Source organism: Methylorubrum suomiense (assembly GCF_022179765.1).
Taxonomy (GTDB): domain Bacteria; phylum Pseudomonadota; class Alphaproteobacteria; order Rhizobiales; family Beijerinckiaceae; genus Methylobacterium; species Methylobacterium suomiense.
The window spans coordinates 25,675-41,505 of record NZ_BPRE01000018.1 but is presented as its reverse complement, the minus strand read 5'-3'; the positions used below and the strand labels follow the sequence as shown (position 1 = coordinate 41,505).

Sequence of the window (15,831 nt, the reverse complement as noted above, 5' to 3'; positions counted from 1 at the left end):
CGGGTCAGGCGCCGGTCTCGGCGGCGAGTCCGGCCGCCTCGATGCCGGCGAGCGCGCAGATCTCGTCGTTGTCCGAGGTGTCGCCGGAGACGCCGACCGCGCCGAGCAGGCGGCCTTGCGCGTCGCGGATCAGCACGCCGCCGGGCACCGGCACCAGGGCGTCGGGTCCGACGAGATGGCTCACCGCGGCCACGAAATGCGGCTGTTCCTCGGCCCGCTTGGCGATGGCCCGCGAGCCGAGGCCGAGCGCCAGCGCCCCGTTGGCCTTGCCGCGGGCGATCTCGGTGCGGCGCAGGGAGGTGCCGTCCTCCGCCGCGAGGCACTTGAGGGCGCCGCGGGCGTCGTAGACCACGACCGCGAGCGGCTTCAGATCGCGCTCGCGGGCGGTCCTCAGCGCGGTTGCCACGATGGTCTGGGCAGCGGCGAGCGTCAGGTCGGTCATGGCGTGTCCTCGAAGATGCGGCGGCCTCAGGACATGCACCGGCGGACGCCGCCACGCCAAGGGCTCATCGCCACAAGGGCGCATCGCGACGAGGACGCAGCTCGGCCCTCAAGCGACGATCACCTCCGCCCGCACCGAATTGGCGATGAAGCAGGCCGCGTGCGCCTCCGCGTGGAGGGCCGCCAGCCGGTCCGCGTCGGGTGCCGACCCGGCCCAGTCGATGGCGGGGTGCAGCACCACCCGCGTCACCGCCTGCCGCCCCGGCGCGATCTCGGCCATGGCCCCCTCCGCACGGTCGCGGTAGGCGCCGACACTGAACCCGGCGAGGCGGGCGACGTGGAGGAAGCTCAGCATGTGGCAGGACGAGAGCGCCGCCACCAGCATCTCCTCGGGATCGACCGCCGCCGGATCGGCCCATTTGCCGACGACGTGGGGCGAGGCCGAGCCCGGCAGCACCACGCCGCCGTCGAAGCGCAGGCGATGGCCGCGGCCGTAGCGGCCGGCGGCGAAATCCTCGCCCTCGCCCAAGGCCCATTCCACCTCCGCGACGTAGCGCGCCATCGGTTCCGTCTCCGCATCGATCTCGAGGCCGGGGAGCCTATCGGAGCCGGACGGGGCGGACCACGTTGTGCCGCCCGCCGCCGCCGGGCATGGTGCGCCCCGGGACTGGCGGGGCGAGAACGACCGGCAAGGTCACCCGGAAGGACGACCCGGAAAACCGATCGGCGAGATCGGCCGAGGTCGAAGAAGAGACTGCGGAAAGCGGCGACGATGCGCTACGGCACGATGAAGAAGATCCTCGTCACGGGGGGCGCCGGCTTTCTCGGCTCGCATCTCTGCGAGCGGCTGCTGGCGCAGGGCCACGAGGTGTTGTGCGTCGACAACTTCTTCACCGGCGCGCGCCGCAACGTCGCCCACCTGCTCGATCATCCGTCCTTCGAGCTGATGCGCCACGACGTGACCTTCCCGCTCTACGTCGAGGTGGACGAGATCTACAATCTCGCCTGCCCGGCCTCGCCGGTGCATTACCAGTTCGATCCCGTGCAGACGACGAAGACCAGCGTCCACGGGGCGATCAACGTGCTCGGCCTCGCCAAGCGGGTGAAGGCGACCGTGCTCCAGGCCTCGACCTCGGAGGTCTACGGCGATCCGGAGGTGCATCCGCAGCCGGAGGAATATTGGGGCCGGGTGAACCCGATCGGCTTCCGCTCCTGCTACGACGAGGGCAAGCGCTGCGCCGAGACGCTGTTCTTCGACTACCACCGCCAGCACCAGGTGCCGATCAAGGTGGTGCGCATCTTCAACACCTACGGGCCGCGCATGCATCCCAACGACGGGCGCGTGGTCTCCAACCTGATCGTCCAGGCGCTGAAGGGCGAGGACATCACCCTCTACGGCGACGGCCAGCAGACCCGCTCGTTCTGCTACGTCGACGACCTGATCGAGGCGATGCTGCGGATGATGGCGACCGGTCCCGAGGTGACGGGCCCGATCAATATCGGCAATCCGGGCGAGTTCACGATCCGCGAGCTGGCGGAGACCGTGCGCGACCTCACCGGCTCGTCATCGACCTTCATCCACCGGCCGCTGCCGCCGGACGATCCGCGCCAGCGCCGGCCCGACATCGCCAGGGCCCGCGCGGTGCTGCATTGGGAGCCGACGATCTCCCTGCGCGAGGGCTTGGCCAAGACCATCGCGTATTTCGAAGCCTATCTTGCCTCGGAGCCCAAGGAAGGCTGAGATCTTCCTTCCACGATGCTTGTCTCCCTCGCACTTGACCTTGCCACGGTAGGAAGGTGCAGCGTCCTCGACGGCGAAGACGCCAAAAATTCCGACGGAGACGACATCGTGAAGACACTCGTTGCGGGTGCGGCCGCCCTGCTGCTGCTGGGCGCCGCGCCGGCCCTGGCGATGAGCTGCTGCGGCGGCGCCAAGGGCAAGGCCGGCCTCTGTGCCAAGGGGGATATGAAGGGGAGCATGAAGAGCGGCATGAGCATGAGCCGCGCCGATTCCAAGGGCGGCAAGGGCTGCTGCTGCGAGGGCATGGCGGGCAAGATGAGCCGCCGCGGCTGACGGACGCGGCTGGGACATCGCTCAGGGTCGCTCTAGTTCAGACGAACCCCGAACCGAGCCGGATCGACGTTTCATGAGCGAGTCCCATCCAGACCGTCCCTATACCGTCTGCCACATGACCACGTCCGTCGACGGGCGCATCAAGGTGCGGCGCTGGAAGACGGTCGATGCGGACGCCCATTACGAGGAAGTCCACGGCACGCTCGGGGGCGACGCCTGGATGTGCGGACGCATCACCATGCAGGGCTACGCCGACAGCGCGCAGCCGCTGCCCGAGGCCCCGCCGGAGGAGCCGGTCTCACGGGAGGACCATGTGGCCAAGGCCGACGCCTCCGGCTACGCGGTGGCGCTCGACGCGCGCGGCGCGATGGATTGGGGCGCGCGCAACGACATCACCGGCGACCACGTCGTCGTGGTGACGACGCACCAAGCCTCCGACGACCGCCTGCGCCGCCTGCGCGCCGGGGGACAGTCCTACATCCTAGCGGGCGAGCGGGAGGTCGATTTCGCCCTGGCGCTGAGGAAGCTCAAGGCCCTGTTCGGCATCGAGCGGCTCCTGGTGGAGGGCGGCGGACGCATCAACGGCTCGCTCCTGAAGGCCGGGCTGATCGACGAGTTGAGCCTGCTCCTGGCGCCGGCCGTCGACGGCGTGTTCGGCACGCCGGCCCTGTTCGACTTCGACGGGGAGGAGGCCGACTCGATGGGGGCACGCCTGCGCCTCACCCGCACGGCGTTCGAACCCTTCGACGACGGCACCGTCTGGCTGCGCTACCGCGTCGAGCCGGTCTGACGGAAGGCCGGGGCTCTGCCCTGGACCCGCGAAAGAACTTGTCCCTTCGAAACCTCGCCGTGGGCTCAACCGAGCCCCTTGACCACCGCTTCGAGCTGGTCGGCGCAGAGGCCCCAGCCCTGGTGAAACCCCATGGCCTCGTGAGTGGCACGGTCCTCGAGCGTCCAGTGGCGGGCCCGCGCGGTGTAGCGGGTGCCGCCGGCCTCGTCCGCGAAGGTGAGGATCACCGTCAGGAACGGCTTGGGGGAGGGCACCCAGGCACGGGTATAGGCATCGGTGACGACGAGGCGCGCCTCGGGCACCACCTCCAGATAGACGCCGGGATTGGGCAGATCCTGTCCCTCGGGACTGCGCATCACGATGAGGCTCGTCCCGCCGGGCCGCACGTCGAGTTCGGCGACCGGGGTCGTGTAGGGTTTCGGGGCGAACCACTGCCGGAGCAAGTCCGGCTCGGTCCAGGCCCGCCACAGGGCGCGGCGCGGCACGTGGATCAGGCGGGTCAGGACGAGATCGCGGGGATCGTCGGCATCCTCGGTCATGCGGGGGCTCCTCGGCTCCAACTCCTCGTGAGCGGGGTCATGCCGGATGGCCGGGTGCGACCGCCGGCGTGTGAGGCGGCGCAGAAGCCCGGTCAGGTCGGCCGCTTCGATTGGTTCATCGCCCAGGTCACGCCGAACGGGTCGCGCAGTTGCCCGTAGACGTCGCCCCAGAACATCTCCTGATACGGCGTCACCACCGTGGCGCCGGCCGCCACCGCACGATCCCACCACGCGGCGATGTCGTCCACCGGCAGCATCAGGTTGAAGGCCTGCGGTGCCTGGAGCGGATGGCCGTACTCGGGAAAGGCGTCGGAGAGCATCAGCGAGCTTCCGTTGAGAGTGAGGTGGACGTGCATGGTCCGCCCCTTCTCGTCCACGGGCATCGCGGCCGCGATCTCGGCCCCGAAGGCCTGCCGGTAGAATTCGGCCGCGCGCATCGCCCCGTCCACCGTCAGGTAGGCGACCACACCGCCCCGGGTCGACGGCAGCGCGTCCGTCATCGCCTCGCTCATCGTCGCATCCTCCCGGATCCTTCGAAGATCGCCATACGGGCAAGCCGACCGATCCTAGCGTGGCGTGCGGGCCACGGGCAAATGCGGGCCCCATCCCGGTCTGATCGCCGCAGCGGCGGGACCGGGCGGAACGATCGTGAACGCCTCCCGTTGGCCCGCGAACTTAACGCAGGATGGCCGCGTCGGCGCCCGCCGGCCGGAAAGGACCTCTCTCATGGATCTCGGTATCAGCGGTCGCGTCGCGGTGATCACCGGCGGCGATTCCGGTATGGGCTATACCACCGCCGAATATCTCCTGCGCGAGGGCGTCCGCGTCGTCCTCTCGGACCTGAAGGAGACGGAATTGCAGGAGGCCGCCCAGCGGCTGTCCGCGCTCGGCGAAGTCAAGGCCTGCCAAGCGGATCTCTCCTCCAACGAGGGCGCCCTCAAGCTGCGCGACTTCGCCGACCGCGCCTTCGACGCGAAGCCGTCGATCCTCGTCAACGCCGCGGGCGTGACCGGCGCCACCGGCGACTTCCTCGACATCGACGACGATGGCTGGCTCTCGACGATCCAGGCGGATCTGATGGGGGCGGTGCGGGTCGCCCGCGCCTTCATTCCCGGCATGCGCGCGCAGAAATGGGGGCGCATCGTGCTCTTCACCTCCGAGGACGCGGTCCAGCCCTATGTCTAGGAGCTGCCCTACTGCGCCGCCAAGGCCGGCCTGATGAACCTGACCAAGGGCCTGTCCAAGGCCTACGGGCCGGACGGCGTTCTGGTGAATTCGGTGGCCCCCGCCTTCATCGCCACGCCGATGACCGATGCCATGATGGAGAAGCGGGCCGAGGAACTCGGAGTCTCGTTCGACGAAGCGATCGAGAGCTTCCTCGAGGAGAAGCGCCCCGGCATGGTCGCCAAGCGTCGCGGACGGGCGGAGGAGGTCGCGGCGGCAGTCGCCTTCCTCTGCTCGGAGCAGGCGAGCTTCATCACCGGCGAGAATGTGCGCGTCGATGGCGGCGCCGTCCTGACCATGTCGGCCTGATCCGATGCGCGAGATCGTCTGCGACGTCGCTATCATCGGTGCCGGCACCGCCGGCATCGCCGCCCATCGCGCCGCCCTCAAGGAGGGCGCGCGCTCGGTGCTGATCGAGCAGGGGCCGGGCGGCACCACCTGTGCCCGCGTCGGCTGCATGCCGTCGAAGCTCCTGATCAGTGCGGCCGAGGCGGCGCATGTCGCCCGGAGCGCGGAGGGGTTCGGCGTGCGGGTCGGGGGCGTTGAGATCGACGGCCCTGCGGTGCTGCGGCGGATGCGCAGCCTGCGCGACGACTTCGTGGCGTCCGTGTTCGAGGGGCTCGACGATCTGCCGGCGGAATCGCGCTTGACCGGCCGGGCGGTGTTCGAGGGACCGGATTGCCTGCGGGTGGGCGACCACACGCGCCTGCGCTTCAAGGCCGCGGTGCTCGCCACCGGGTCGAGCCCGAGCGTGCCCGAGCCGCTGCACGACCTGGGTGAGCGCGTGCTCACCACCGACACCGTGTTCGAGATCGAAGCCCTGCCCGAATCCCTGGCGGTGCTCGGTGCCGGGCCGGTGGGGCTCGAACTCGCCCAGGCCATGGCCCGGCTCGGCGTGCGGGTCAGCGTGTTCGATCCCGGTGACAGCCTGGGGGGCCTGAAGGATCCCGACCTGACGGCTGCGGCCCGCGAGATCTTCTCCGGCGCCTTCGATCTCCATCTCGGCGCGGAAGTCGAATCCGGCGCTGCGGAGGGCGACGGCGTGCACCTGACCTGGAGCGCGAAGGAAGGGGCGGATTCGACATCGGGATCCGGCCGTTTCGCCCGGGTGCTCTCCGCTGCCGGACGGCCGCCGAACGTGCGGGGCATCGGCCTCGAACGCACCGGCGCCCAGCTCGACGAGCGCGGCAGCCCCGCCTTCGACGCCCGCTCCCTGCAATGCGAGGGCACCGCCCTGTTCATCGCGGGCGACGCCAATGCCGATCGCCCGATCCTGCACGAGGCGAGCCGCCAGGGAAAGATCGCCGGACGCAACGCCGCCCGCCTCGCCGCCGGTGCGGGCGTCGAGCGGCCGGAGCGCTGGGTGATGCTCGCCATGGTGTTCAGCGATCCGCAGATCGCGGTGGTGGGCGGCGGCTTCGACGAGGACGCGGGCCACCGCGTCGGCGGCGCGGATTTCTGCGACCAGGGCCGGGCGCGCGCCATGGACCGGGCGCAGGGAGGCCTGCGCCTCTATGCCGAGCCCGGCGGACGCCTCGTCGGCGCCGAGATGATCGGCCCGGAGGTCGAGCATCTGGCCCATCTCGTCGCCTACGCCGTGCAGGACGGTCTCGACGTGGCGGCCTTCCGCGACCGTCCCTTCTACCACCCGACCCTGGAGGAAGCGCTCGACACGGCGCTCGGTCAGTTGATGGATCGGGACGGCTGATCCGCGCCCCGCCCCTTCTGCAGTCGATGAACGATCGGAGCATCTTCATCATTAAGGTTCGGGGCCGCCCTTCGGCGGCGGCCGGCACGGCACCGGATCGGCGTGTGAGCGCATCCGGGGCGGCCTAGGGAGCGCGCGGCCCAACCAGCAGCACCGGGCCGATCATGAGCCGCAGGAGGCGGTCCGCTTCGATATGCACACTCTGTGCGCTTGCATACAAAGTTCCGTGAGCTCAACAACTTGGCCATATGCCGGTTTAGCCTCGCACGGGGGATCTTTCCGACAGAAGGATTGCGCACAAGGCCTGCGGCAGGCATATCGGGCAGCGTAATGGTCGATCCGTCGCAGATGCACACCAAGGGAGCGATCACGGGAGCGGCCAAAGGGACGGCCACGGGGTCGGACTCTGTCTCGATCGATCTGCCCGTCGATCTCGATGCCCTGACGACAGCCCAAATGGACGCGATCGAGGCGGGGCTTCTCGCTCTTGATCCGGCCGGGCTCGTGCTCGCCTGCAACCGGGCGGCGGGAAGCCTGTGCGGCTTCGCCCCCGAATCGATGGTGGGACGCAACTTCTTCCGTGATCTCATGCCGAGCGCCCGCGTTCCGGGCTTCTACGGCCGCTTCCTCGGGACCCAGCGCGGGAGCGTCGGCGCGCAGACCTTCGAGTTCGTGTTCGGCCGACTTCCCGCCCCGTTGCGGGCGCGCATCGGCCTGATGCCCGGCACGGACGGACGCACCTGGCTCGCCATCAGCCCCCTGGAGCAGATCGCCTCCGGCCCCTCCCGCGAGGCGGTGCTGGCGGCCATCGCCCAGCGCAGCCGGGCCGAGCCGGTCGATCCCGGCCTGTGCGAGCGCGAGCCGATCCACATCCCCGGCTCGATCCAGCCGAACGCCGTGATGCTCGCCGCCGACGCGGGCAGCTTCGAGATCCTCGCCTTCAGCGCCAACGCGGCGGACGTGCTGCCGCCCGCCCTGTTCCCGCCGACCGGGCAGCATCTGGACGCGGTGCTGCCGACGGGAATCGTGTCCGCCCTCCGCGACGGGATCGCCGCCCACAGCCTCACCGACGGGCGGGTGCTGCGCCGCACGGTCAGCCTGCCGCCCCGGGGCGAGAGCTTTCATCTCGTCGCCCATGTCCATCTCGGTCGGGTGATCGTCGAACTCGAACTCGCCCCCGAGCGGGCCGAGGACTTTTGCGCCGCGAGCCCCCTCGACACCGAATTGGCGATGACCCGCCTGCGCGCCGCCGAGAGCCTCACCGAGGCGGCCCAGATCGCCGCCCTGGAGATCCGTGCGGTCACCGGCTTCGAATCGGTGCTGGTCTACCGCTTCGACACCGACTGGAACGGCGAGGCCATCGCCGAGGACATGGTGCCGGACTGGCAGCGCCCGCTGATCGGCCTACGCTTCCCCGCCTCCGACATCCCGGCCCAGGCGCGCGCGCTCTACACCAAGGCCAAGAGCCGCTTCGTCATCGACCGCGACTGCGTGCCGGTGCCCCTGGTGGCGGATCGGGCCGCCGGCAATGCGCCGATCGACCTGACCTTCGCCCAGAACCGCACGCTGTCGCCGATCCATCTCGAATACCAGCGCAATCTCGGCGTCGACGGCTCGATGTCGATCTCGATCATGGTCGAGAACCGGCTGTGGGGCCTGATGATCGGCCATCACCGCCGTCCGCACTACGTCGCCCCGGAGACCCGCGCGGCGGCGACCGTCCTGACCGACGCCTTCGCGATGCGGGTGCAGGAGATCGAGGGCAAGGCGCTCTGGAGCGAGCGCCAGCATCATCTCGATATCCAGGGTCAGCTGGTGCGGCGGCTGACCAGCACCGAGGATTTCACCGACACCCTGATGCAGGGCAGTCCGGCGCTGATCGACCTGTTCGCCGCCACCGGCGCGGCGATCGTCTCCGACGACACCGTGTGGCGGGCGGGTGCGGCGCCGGACGAGGCGCAGATCGGAGCGCTCACCGAGTGGCTGCGGGCGGAGTTGCCCGCCGAGGCGCGAAGCTTCGTCACCGACACGCTGGCGCTGCACCATGCGCCGGCCGCCTCCTATACCGAGATCGCGAGCGGCCTGCTCGCGGTGTTCGTCGGGGCCCAGCGGCGCCACCTGCTCCTGTGGTTCAAGCCGGAAGTGCCGAGCACGGTCACCTGGGGCGGCGATCCGAGAAAGCCGGTCCTGCCCGGCAGCGGGCCGGTGGCGGTGCTGCCGCGGCGCTCGTTCGAGCGCTGGGTCGAGGAGCGGCGCGGCCATTCGATCCCCTTCGCCCCGTGGAAGGTCGATCTCGCCCAGCAGCTCGCGGAGGCCGTGGACGGCGTGGTCCTGCGCCAGCGCCGCAAGATCTCCGAGCTGACCGGTCTGCTCGCCGAGAAGGAGCGCCTGCTGGAGCAGAAGGATCTCCTGACCCGCGAGATCGACCACCGGGTCAAGAACTCGCTGCAGATCGTCACGGCCTTCCTGCATATGCAGCGCCGCCAGATCGCCGACCCGGCCGCCCGCCAAGCCTTCTCCGAGACCTCGGCGCGGGTGATGAGCGTGGCCCGCGTCCATGACAGCCTGTACCAGGGCGACAGCCTGGAGGAGGTCGATCTCGGCCAGACCATCCAGGCGCTCTGCGACGACCTCGCCGGGATGGCGGGGGACGAGCACAGCGTCGAGCTGACCGCCGATGCCGGCCTGATGGTGCCCTATCGCCACGCCGTGGCGCTCTCGCTCATCACCACCGAACTCGTCACCAACGCGTTCAAATATGCGAGCCGGCCCGACAAGGGCGCGCATATCACCGTGACGGTGAAGGGCGAGCGGCGGAGCGAGGGGACGGAGGGGGCGGCGCCCGCATCGGGCGAGGGCCGCAGCGGGGAAGGGGCGGTGCGGCTCACCGTCTGCGACGACGGCGACGGCATGCCGCCGGATTGGGAAAGCCGCAAGGCGCAGGGCACCGGGCTCGGGATGAAGCTGGTCCGCGCCATGCTGGAGCAGATCGGCGCCCGTATCGAGGCCGAGAATGCGGGCGGCGCCTGCTTCACCGTTCACGTCTGAGCCGGAGCCGGGTGTGAGCGAGCGCGAGACCCTGCACGCCCGCCTGCGCGAGGCCACGGCGGATGCCCATGCCGCCCTGGAACGCGATCTCGATTGGCAGGACAAGGTGGCGACGCTTCCCGGCTACCGCGCGCTGCTGGCCCGGTTGCGGGGCTTCCACGCCGCCTACGAGCCCGCCATCGCCGCAGGGCTCTCCGACGCGGACTTTCTCGCGCCCCGGCGGCGGCTCGCGGCCCTCGACACGGATCTCGCCGCCCTCGGCCTCGACGAAGCGGCCCGCGACGCCCTGCCCGCGCCCGACGCCCCCGTCCTCGACGGGGAGGGCGCGGCCTTCGGCGCGCTCTACGTGCTGGAGGGCTCGACCCTCGGCGGTCTCGTCATCGGGCGCCATGTCGGGGGCCTGCACGGGCAGGCGGCCCCGCTCGCCTATTACGCCGGCCGGGGCCGCGAGGCCGGGCCGCTCTGGCGGCGTTTCCGCGAGCGGCTGGACGGCCTTCCTCCAACGCAGGAAGCCCCTGCCTTCGCGGCCGGCATCGCCACCTTCGACGCGATGCGGAAATGGCTGACGACGGCGCCTGCCGTTTGAGCGTCCGCGGTCCGACGCGAGCGCCATCGCCGCCAACTTCGGACAATCCACTGCCGTGATTCCGGGCGCCGGAGGCGAACCCGGAATCACGATAGAGAGCGTTCGGCGTCTCCCCCTGCCCGCCACCTGCGCTGTCGCGCCGGCCCACCCTGTGCTAGCCCGCTTTTCATGTCGAGCGATGCGCCGCGGGGCGTCTTCATCACCTTCGAGGGCGGGGAGGGGGCGGGCAAGTCCACCCAGATCGCCCGACTGGCGGCCACCCTGCGGGAACGGAGCGGGCGCGAGGTCGTGACGACGCGCGAGCCCGGCGGCACCCAGCGGGCGGAACGCTATCGCGAGGCGCTGCTCCGGGGCGTGGCCAAACCGTTCGGCCCCTTCGCCGAGGCGCTGATCTTCGCCGCGGCCCGCATCGACCATATCGACGCGCTGATCCGCCCGGCGCTGGAGCGCGGCGCCATCGTCCTGTGCGACCGCTTCGCCGATTCCACCCGGGCCTATCAGGGCGCGGCGGGCGGCCTCGATCCGGCGCTGATCGCGAGCCTGGAGCGGGTGACGCTCGGCGCCCTGCGCCCCGACCTGACCCTGATCCTCGATCTGCCGGCACCGGCCGGCCTCGCCCGCGCCCGCCGCAGGAGCGGGGAGGGGGGCGAGGCGCCGGACCGGTTCGAGGCCGAGGCGCTGGGCTTCCACGAGCGGTTGCGGGCGGCCTTCCGGTCCATCGCCGAGGCCGAGCCGGAGCGCTGCCGGGTGATCGATGCCGAGCCCGGCCCTGACGCGGTGGAGGCGGCGATCCGCGCGGCCCTTGCCGCCCTCCGGCCCGATCTCCTGCCCGGCGAGACGAGCCCGGGGGACCGTGACGGCGATCGGGCAGGGGATCGGGCAGGGGATCGGGAAGGAGACCGCGACCATGCCGCCTGAGGGAGGCCGCGCCCGCAAGGAGGCGCCCGCCGTCACGGAGGCCGAAGCCGGCGATCTCGCCCACGTGCCGCGCCCGCGCGAGCAGACCCGCCTCGTCGGCCACGGGGCGGCCCAGACGGCCTTCACCGAGGCTCTGGCCGCCGGCCGCCTCCATCATGCCTGGCTGATCGGCGGCCCCGTCGGCATCGGCAAGGCGACGCTCGCCTATCGCGTCGCCCGGCGTCTGGTCGCCGATCCGCGCACGCTGCCCGCCCCCGACCGCCTCGACCTGCCCGAGGACCATCCGGCCGCCCGCCAAGTGGCGGCCCTGTCGCATCCGAACCTGATCGCACTGCGCCGGGTCCAGGCGCCGGGCGCCAAGACCCTGCCGACCCGCATCTCCGTCGATGCCGCCCGCGAGGCGCTCGCCCTGTTCGCCACCACCGCGGGCGGGGAGGGGGGCTGGCGCGTCTGCATCGTCGACAGCGCCGAGGATCTCAACGCCAACAGCGCCAACGCGCTGCTGAAGATGATCGAGGAGCCGCCCCCGCGGGCGATCTTCCTGATCGTGTCCCACGCGCCGGGGCGGCTCCTACCGACGATCCGCTCCCGCTGCCGCGCCCTGACCCTGCGCCCGCTGGCCGAAGAGCAGGTGCGCACCGTGATCGAGGGCTTTCCGGCCCCCTTCCCCCGGCCCGATCCGGCGGCGCTCGCCCGCGCCGCGGCCCTCTGCGAGGGCTCGGTGGCGCGGGCGGTGGCCCTGCTCGATCCCGCGACGCAGGGGATCGAGGCGGAGGTGTCGAGCCTGCTCGCCGGCCTGCCCGACCCGGATTGGCGCCGCGTCCTGAAGCTCGGCGAGAGCCTCGCCGCCCGCGATGCCGAGCCCCTGCTCGCGGCCGTGCTCGACGCGATCCAGCGCCATGTCGCCGCCGAGATCGACCGCCGCCAGGGGGAGGGCCCGGCCCGGCTCCTGCCGCTGGTCGAGGCCGCCGAGCGCATCGGCGCCGCCGCCCGCGAGGCGGCGATCTACAATCTCGACCGCCGTCCCCTGGTGCTCGCGGCCTTCGAGACGCTGGCGGCTGCCGGCCGGTAAGCCCCAAACCGGCGCATCACCGGCCGGCCGTCCCGGGCAGCGCGGCCATGCGCCCGTCCTCGTCGACGACAATGGCGAGCGGGACGGCATCGCCCGGACAGGCCGCGCGCGGGATGCGCATCCGGTAGCCGATCCGCTGTCGTCCGGCGCCCTCGAAGCCGGGGCGGGCAGTGAGATCCGCGCGCAGGCGCCGCGGCCGGTCGAGCCCCGCGAGCCGCCCGCCGCAATAGAGGGCGAGTATCATCCCGCGCTCCGGCCGCGCCGGATCGTAGGCGAAGCCGCTCACGATCGCCTCCGTCGGCGAGACCGGCTCGATCGCTTCGAGCGCGCCCCGCAGGGTGGCCGGCAGGCCGAGGTCGCGGCCCGTGAGCGCGGCCTCGGCCGATTCGCGGCCGGACCACGCCTCCGGGGGAAGCCCGGCGAGGGCGGCCCGTGCCCGGCTCTCGCGCAGATCGTTGCGGGCGGTCTCGATGCTGCCCCAGGCGGCACAACCGAAGAACAGCAGGAGGTAGAGGGTGAGGCCCCACCGCAGGCTCCGGGGGGAGGCCGCATCGATGCGGCGGCGCAGGTGCCGGTAGAGCGCTCCGTCGAGGGGGCCGAGCAGGGCGGCGAGGCCGAGCGCCGCGGCAATTCCGACGAGCCCATAGGCGAATCCGGGCCAGGACGCGGGCAGGGCCTGGGCCGTGAGCCACAGCACCGGGACGTGGACGAGGTAGAGGACGTAGCTCCCATCCCCGAGGGCCAGCGCCGCCCGGGACAGGGGCCCCTCGCCCCGAATTTGCGGTCCGGTCGCGGCGGCGCCCACGAGCAGCACTGCGGCGGCCCCGCCGAGCCAGCGCGCCGCGTCGATCTCCACCAGCAGGCAGGCCGCCGCCAGCGGCAGCGCCAGCAGACCCGCGGCGGGCCGCAGCCGACCGGACGTGATGAGGCGCGGCAGGAGCAGGCCGCCCGCGAAGGGGATGCAGGCGCCGGACAGCGGCAGCAGGTAGAGCGGCGGCAGGGTAAGGTCGACCGCGCCCTGCGGCAGCATCACGAAGGCGGCGGCCATGAGCCCGAGCCAGCCGAGCGCCAGCGGCACGATCCGGCGGGCGAGGCCGGCCAGCGCCACGAGGAACAGGCCGGCATAGAAGCTCGTCTCGAAGACCAGCGTCCACTCGACGGTGAGGGGGTAGGCGCGCGGGCCGGCCGGCGCGAGCGACAATGTCAGCGGCGTGAGATTGCCGAAGCCGAGGCCAAGGGCGGCGAACAGCCCGGCGAACAGGGCGACCACGGCGAGATAGGTCGGGAAGATCCGCGCGATCCGGTGGGACAGGAAGGCGAGGGGGCGGTCGCGCAGGACGAGCCCGGCCATCAGGAAGCCGGAGATCGCGAAGAACAGGGCCACGCCCCACAGCCCGAGCATGGCGTCGAGGGCCCGCATCGGCCGCCCGGCGCCGCGCAGGGCCTCGGCGTAGTGGGCCGTATGGTGGACGAGCACGGCGCTCGCCGCGAGCCCGCGCAGGACCTGGATGTTGGAGAGGCCCGCCGCGCGGGTACCGACGGCGACGGGCGCCGCCGGGGCGCGGCCCGTCGCGACGAGCGGCACCGCGGAGCGGGACGACAATCCTCTGACGAGGCGGGTGATCATGGCAGGGGTCTCGGGGACGGTCCGGGGCGGCGTGTCCCCGTGCGCTTCGGATCCCCCGTCCACCAGGAATCGGGCGGTTTTCCGCCGCCAGCGTGCGTCCGGCGCTCTGACAGCACCGCGCTCCGCCTCGCCTCGGTTGCGTCGCGGGACGCGGCGCGCCACAAGGCCCCTCGGTCCATGTTCGAACCAGCCGGGACATCATACGTGAGCGAGACGGCGAGGCAGCCCTTCCTCATCACCACGGCGATCTCCTACCCCAACGGCGCGCCGCATATCGGCCACGCCTACGAGGTGATCGCCACGGACGCGATCGCGCGCTTCCAGCGCCTCGACGGGCGCGAGGTGCTGTTCTCCACCGGCACCGACGAGCACGGTCTCAAGATCCAGCAGACGGCGGCCAGGGCCGGGATCAGCCCGCGGGCCTTCGTCGACGACATGGCCGGGCGCTTCAAGGCCATGGCCGACCGGCTGAACTGCGCCTACGACCGCTTCATCCGCACCACGGAGGCCGACCATTACGCCGCCGCCCAGGAGCTGTGGCGGCGCATGGAGGCCAATGGCGACATCTATCTCGCCAAATATGCCGGCTGGTACTCGGTGCGCGACGAGGCCTATTACGACGAGGCCGAGACCGTCGTGGGCCCCGACGGAAGCCGCCGCTCGATCAAGACCGACACCCCGGTCGAGTGGATGGAGGAGGAGAACTTCCTCTTCCGCCTGTCGAAGTATCAGGATCGCCTGCTCGCGCTCTACGCCGAGCGCCCCGATTTCCTGAGCCCGGAGACGCGCCTCAACGAGGTCGCCAGCTTCGTGCGCTCGGGGCTCAAGGACCTCTCGATCAGCCGCACCACCTTCGATTGGGGCGTGCCGGTGCCGGGGCATCCGGCCCACGTCATGTATGTCTGGGTCGATGCCCTGACGAACTACCTCACGGTCTGCGGCTTCCCCGACGAGAGCGATCCGCGCTTCCGCTTCTGGCCGGCCGACGTGCACGTGATCGGCAAGGACATCGTCCGCTTCCACGCGGTCTACTGGCCGGCCTTCCTGATGTCGGCGGGGCTGCCGGTGCCGGCCCGCGTCTTCGGCCACGGCTTCCTGCTCTCCAAGGGCGAGAAGATGTCGAAATCGCTCGGCAACGTCGTCGATCCGATGGATCTGGCCGAGACCTACGGGGTCGATGCCCTGCGCTACTTCGTGCTGCGCGAGGTGCCGTTCGGCGGCGACGGCAATTACAGCCACGAGGCGATCATCAACCGCATCAACGCGGATCTCGCCAACGATCTCGGCAATCTCGCCCAGCGCTCGCTCTCGATGATCGCCAAGAACCTGTCCGGCGCCGTGCCGCAGCCGGGCGCCCTCAGCGAAGCGGATACCCGCTTGCTCGCCGCCGCCGCGGCCCTGCCGGAGAAGGCGAGGGGATTGATGCGCGATCTGGCGCTGCACACGATCCTGTCCGAAATCTGGACCGTGGTGGCCGACGCCAACCGCTACTTCGCGTCGGAAGAGCCGTGGCGCTTACGCAAGTCCGATCCGGCCCGCATGGAGACGGTGCTCTACGTCACCGTCGAGACCCTGCGCCGAGTCGGGATCATGGTGCAGCCCTTCGTGCCGACGGCGGGCGCGGCGCTCCTGGATCTCCTGGCGGTGCCGGCCGACGCGCGGAGCTTCGCCTTCGCCGACGAGGCCCATCGCCTGACGCCCGGCACGGCGCTTCCGGCACCGGCGCCGATCTTCCCGCGTTTCGAGAAACCGGAGGCAGCGGCCTGACGGCCTCCGTCTCCCTCACGCCCTCCCCGCTCAAAAG

At 71.4% G+C, this 15,831-nt stretch carries 14 protein-coding genes and 1 pseudogene; 10 read left to right on the top strand and 5 right to left on the bottom strand.

From position 1 onward, the window contains the following. Window positions 1-4 precede the first annotated feature (4 nt). Together MFF26_RS22505 and MFF26_RS22500 are read right to left on the bottom strand one after the other, a co-directional pair. Window positions 5-442 carry a GlcG/HbpS family heme-binding protein gene (locus MFF26_RS22505; RefSeq protein ID WP_137831171.1) on the bottom strand — a complete coding sequence of 146 codons (438 nt, stop codon included), beginning with the start codon at window positions 440-442 and terminating at the stop codon, window positions 5-7. Between the two features lie 108 nt (window positions 443-550). Next, the gene (locus tag MFF26_RS22500; protein ID WP_238308595.1) at window positions 551-1,003 is read right to left on the bottom strand and encodes an OsmC family protein; all 453 of its coding nucleotides are present in this window, start codon (window positions 1,001-1,003) and stop codon (window positions 551-553) included. A 210-nt stretch (window positions 1,004-1,213) separates the two neighbouring features. Here MFF26_RS22500 and MFF26_RS22495 point away from each other — a divergent pair, with 210 nt between their 5' ends. The 3 genes from MFF26_RS22495 to MFF26_RS22485 all read left to right on the top strand — a co-directional run bounded on the left by MFF26_RS22495 (window position 1,214) and on the right by MFF26_RS22485 (window position 3,305). Beyond that, the gene (locus tag MFF26_RS22495) at window positions 1,214-2,182 is read left to right on the top strand and encodes a UDP-glucuronic acid decarboxylase family protein (protein WP_238308594.1); all 969 of its coding nucleotides are present in this window, start codon (window positions 1,214-1,216) and stop codon (window positions 2,180-2,182) included. Window positions 2,183-2,290: 108 nt separating this feature from the next. Next, on the top strand, window positions 2,291-2,515 hold the full coding sequence (locus MFF26_RS22490) for a hypothetical protein (protein WP_238308593.1): 225 nt from the start codon (window positions 2,291-2,293) through the stop codon (window positions 2,513-2,515). Window positions 2,516-2,588: 73 nt separating this feature from the next. After that, window positions 2,589-3,305, top strand: a complete 717-nt coding sequence (locus MFF26_RS22485; RefSeq protein ID WP_137831175.1) for a RibD family protein — start codon at window positions 2,589-2,591, stop codon at window positions 3,303-3,305. A gap of 65 nt (window positions 3,306-3,370) precedes the next feature. Here MFF26_RS22485 and MFF26_RS22480 read toward each other — a convergent pair whose 3' ends face one another. Together MFF26_RS22480 and MFF26_RS22475 are read right to left on the bottom strand one after the other, a co-directional pair. Then, the gene (locus tag MFF26_RS22480; RefSeq protein ID WP_137831176.1) at window positions 3,371-3,844 is read right to left on the bottom strand and encodes an SRPBCC family protein; all 474 of its coding nucleotides are present in this window, start codon (window positions 3,842-3,844) and stop codon (window positions 3,371-3,373) included. A 92-nt stretch (window positions 3,845-3,936) separates the two neighbouring features. Beyond that, window positions 3,937-4,356 carry a VOC family protein gene (locus MFF26_RS22475; RefSeq protein ID WP_137831177.1) on the bottom strand — a complete coding sequence of 140 codons (420 nt, stop codon included), beginning with the start codon at window positions 4,354-4,356 and terminating at the stop codon, window positions 3,937-3,939. A 214-nt stretch (window positions 4,357-4,570) separates the two neighbouring features. Between MFF26_RS22475 and MFF26_RS22470 the strand changes: the two are divergent. The 6 genes and pseudogenes from MFF26_RS22470 to MFF26_RS22445 all read left to right on the top strand — a co-directional run bounded on the left by MFF26_RS22470 (window position 4,571) and on the right by MFF26_RS22445 (window position 12,400). After that, window positions 4,571-5,377 (top strand): annotated as a pseudogene (locus MFF26_RS22470) (SDR family NAD(P)-dependent oxidoreductase). Between the two features lie 4 nt (window positions 5,378-5,381). After that, complete coding sequence (locus tag MFF26_RS22465; RefSeq protein WP_238308592.1) at window positions 5,382-6,776, top strand: dihydrolipoyl dehydrogenase; 1,395 nt, start codon at window positions 5,382-5,384, stop codon at window positions 6,774-6,776. A gap of 330 nt (window positions 6,777-7,106) precedes the next feature. Beyond that, a complete protein-coding gene (locus tag MFF26_RS22460; RefSeq protein WP_373324523.1) occupies window positions 7,107-9,824 on the top strand; it encodes a histidine kinase dimerization/phosphoacceptor domain -containing protein in 2,718 nt (905 codons plus the stop codon). Window positions 9,825-9,837: 13 nt separating this feature from the next. After that, a complete protein-coding gene (locus MFF26_RS22455) occupies window positions 9,838-10,410 on the top strand; it encodes a biliverdin-producing heme oxygenase (protein WP_373324522.1) in 573 nt (190 codons plus the stop codon). A 168-nt stretch (window positions 10,411-10,578) separates the two neighbouring features. Then, complete coding sequence (gene tmk / locus MFF26_RS22450) at window positions 10,579-11,328, top strand: dTMP kinase (RefSeq protein ID WP_238308589.1); 750 nt, start codon at window positions 10,579-10,581, stop codon at window positions 11,326-11,328. Continuing rightward, complete coding sequence (locus MFF26_RS22445; protein WP_238308588.1) at window positions 11,318-12,400, top strand: DNA polymerase III subunit delta'; 1,083 nt, start codon at window positions 11,318-11,320, stop codon at window positions 12,398-12,400. The genes tmk and MFF26_RS22445 overlap by 11 nt, the downstream gene beginning before the upstream one ends. Before the next feature lie 16 nt (window positions 12,401-12,416). On the opposite strand, the gene MFF26_RS22440 is transcribed toward MFF26_RS22445, so the two are convergent. Continuing rightward, complete coding sequence (locus MFF26_RS22440) at window positions 12,417-14,027, bottom strand: acyltransferase family protein (protein ID WP_238308587.1); 1,611 nt, start codon at window positions 14,025-14,027, stop codon at window positions 12,417-12,419. A 204-nt stretch (window positions 14,028-14,231) separates the two neighbouring features. Here MFF26_RS22440 and metG point away from each other — a divergent pair, with 204 nt between their 5' ends. Beyond that, window positions 14,232-15,794, top strand: a complete 1,563-nt coding sequence (gene metG / locus MFF26_RS22435) for a methionine--tRNA ligase (RefSeq protein ID WP_373324521.1) — start codon at window positions 14,232-14,234, stop codon at window positions 15,792-15,794. The last annotated feature ends 37 nt before the right edge of the window (window positions 15,795-15,831 follow it).

What these genes read in the sequence shown, in the direction of transcription:
- MFF26_RS22480 (WP_137831176.1), bottom strand. Translation starts at nt 3,844, where the DNA reads ATGACCGAGGATGCCGACGATCCCCGCGATCTCGTCCTGACCCGCCTG.
- MFF26_RS22440 (WP_238308587.1), bottom strand. Translation starts at nt 14,027, where the DNA reads ATGATCACCCGCCTCGTCAGAGGATTGTCGTCCCGCTCCGCGGTGCCG.
- MFF26_RS22485 (WP_137831175.1), top strand. Translation starts at nt 2,589, where the DNA reads ATGAGCGAGTCCCATCCAGACCGTCCCTATACCGTCTGCCACATGACC.
- MFF26_RS22500 (WP_238308595.1), bottom strand. Translation starts at nt 1,003, where the DNA reads ATGGCGCGCTACGTCGCGGAGGTGGAATGGGCCTTGGGCGAGGGCGAG.
- tmk (WP_238308589.1), top strand. Translation starts at nt 10,579, where the DNA reads ATGTCGAGCGATGCGCCGCGGGGCGTCTTCATCACCTTCGAGGGCGGG.
- MFF26_RS22445 (WP_238308588.1), top strand. Translation starts at nt 11,318, where the DNA reads ATGCCGCCTGAGGGAGGCCGCGCCCGCAAGGAGGCGCCCGCCGTCACG.
- MFF26_RS22465 (WP_238308592.1), top strand. Translation starts at nt 5,382, where the DNA reads ATGCGCGAGATCGTCTGCGACGTCGCTATCATCGGTGCCGGCACCGCC.
- MFF26_RS22460 (WP_373324523.1), top strand. Translation starts at nt 7,107, where the DNA reads ATGGTCGATCCGTCGCAGATGCACACCAAGGGAGCGATCACGGGAGCG.
- MFF26_RS22505 (WP_137831171.1), bottom strand. Translation starts at nt 442, where the DNA reads ATGACCGACCTGACGCTCGCCGCTGCCCAGACCATCGTGGCAACCGCG.
- MFF26_RS22475 (WP_137831177.1), bottom strand. Translation starts at nt 4,356, where the DNA reads ATGAGCGAGGCGATGACGGACGCGCTGCCGTCGACCCGGGGCGGTGTG.
- MFF26_RS22495 (WP_238308594.1), top strand. Translation starts at nt 1,214, where the DNA reads ATGCGCTACGGCACGATGAAGAAGATCCTCGTCACGGGGGGCGCCGGC.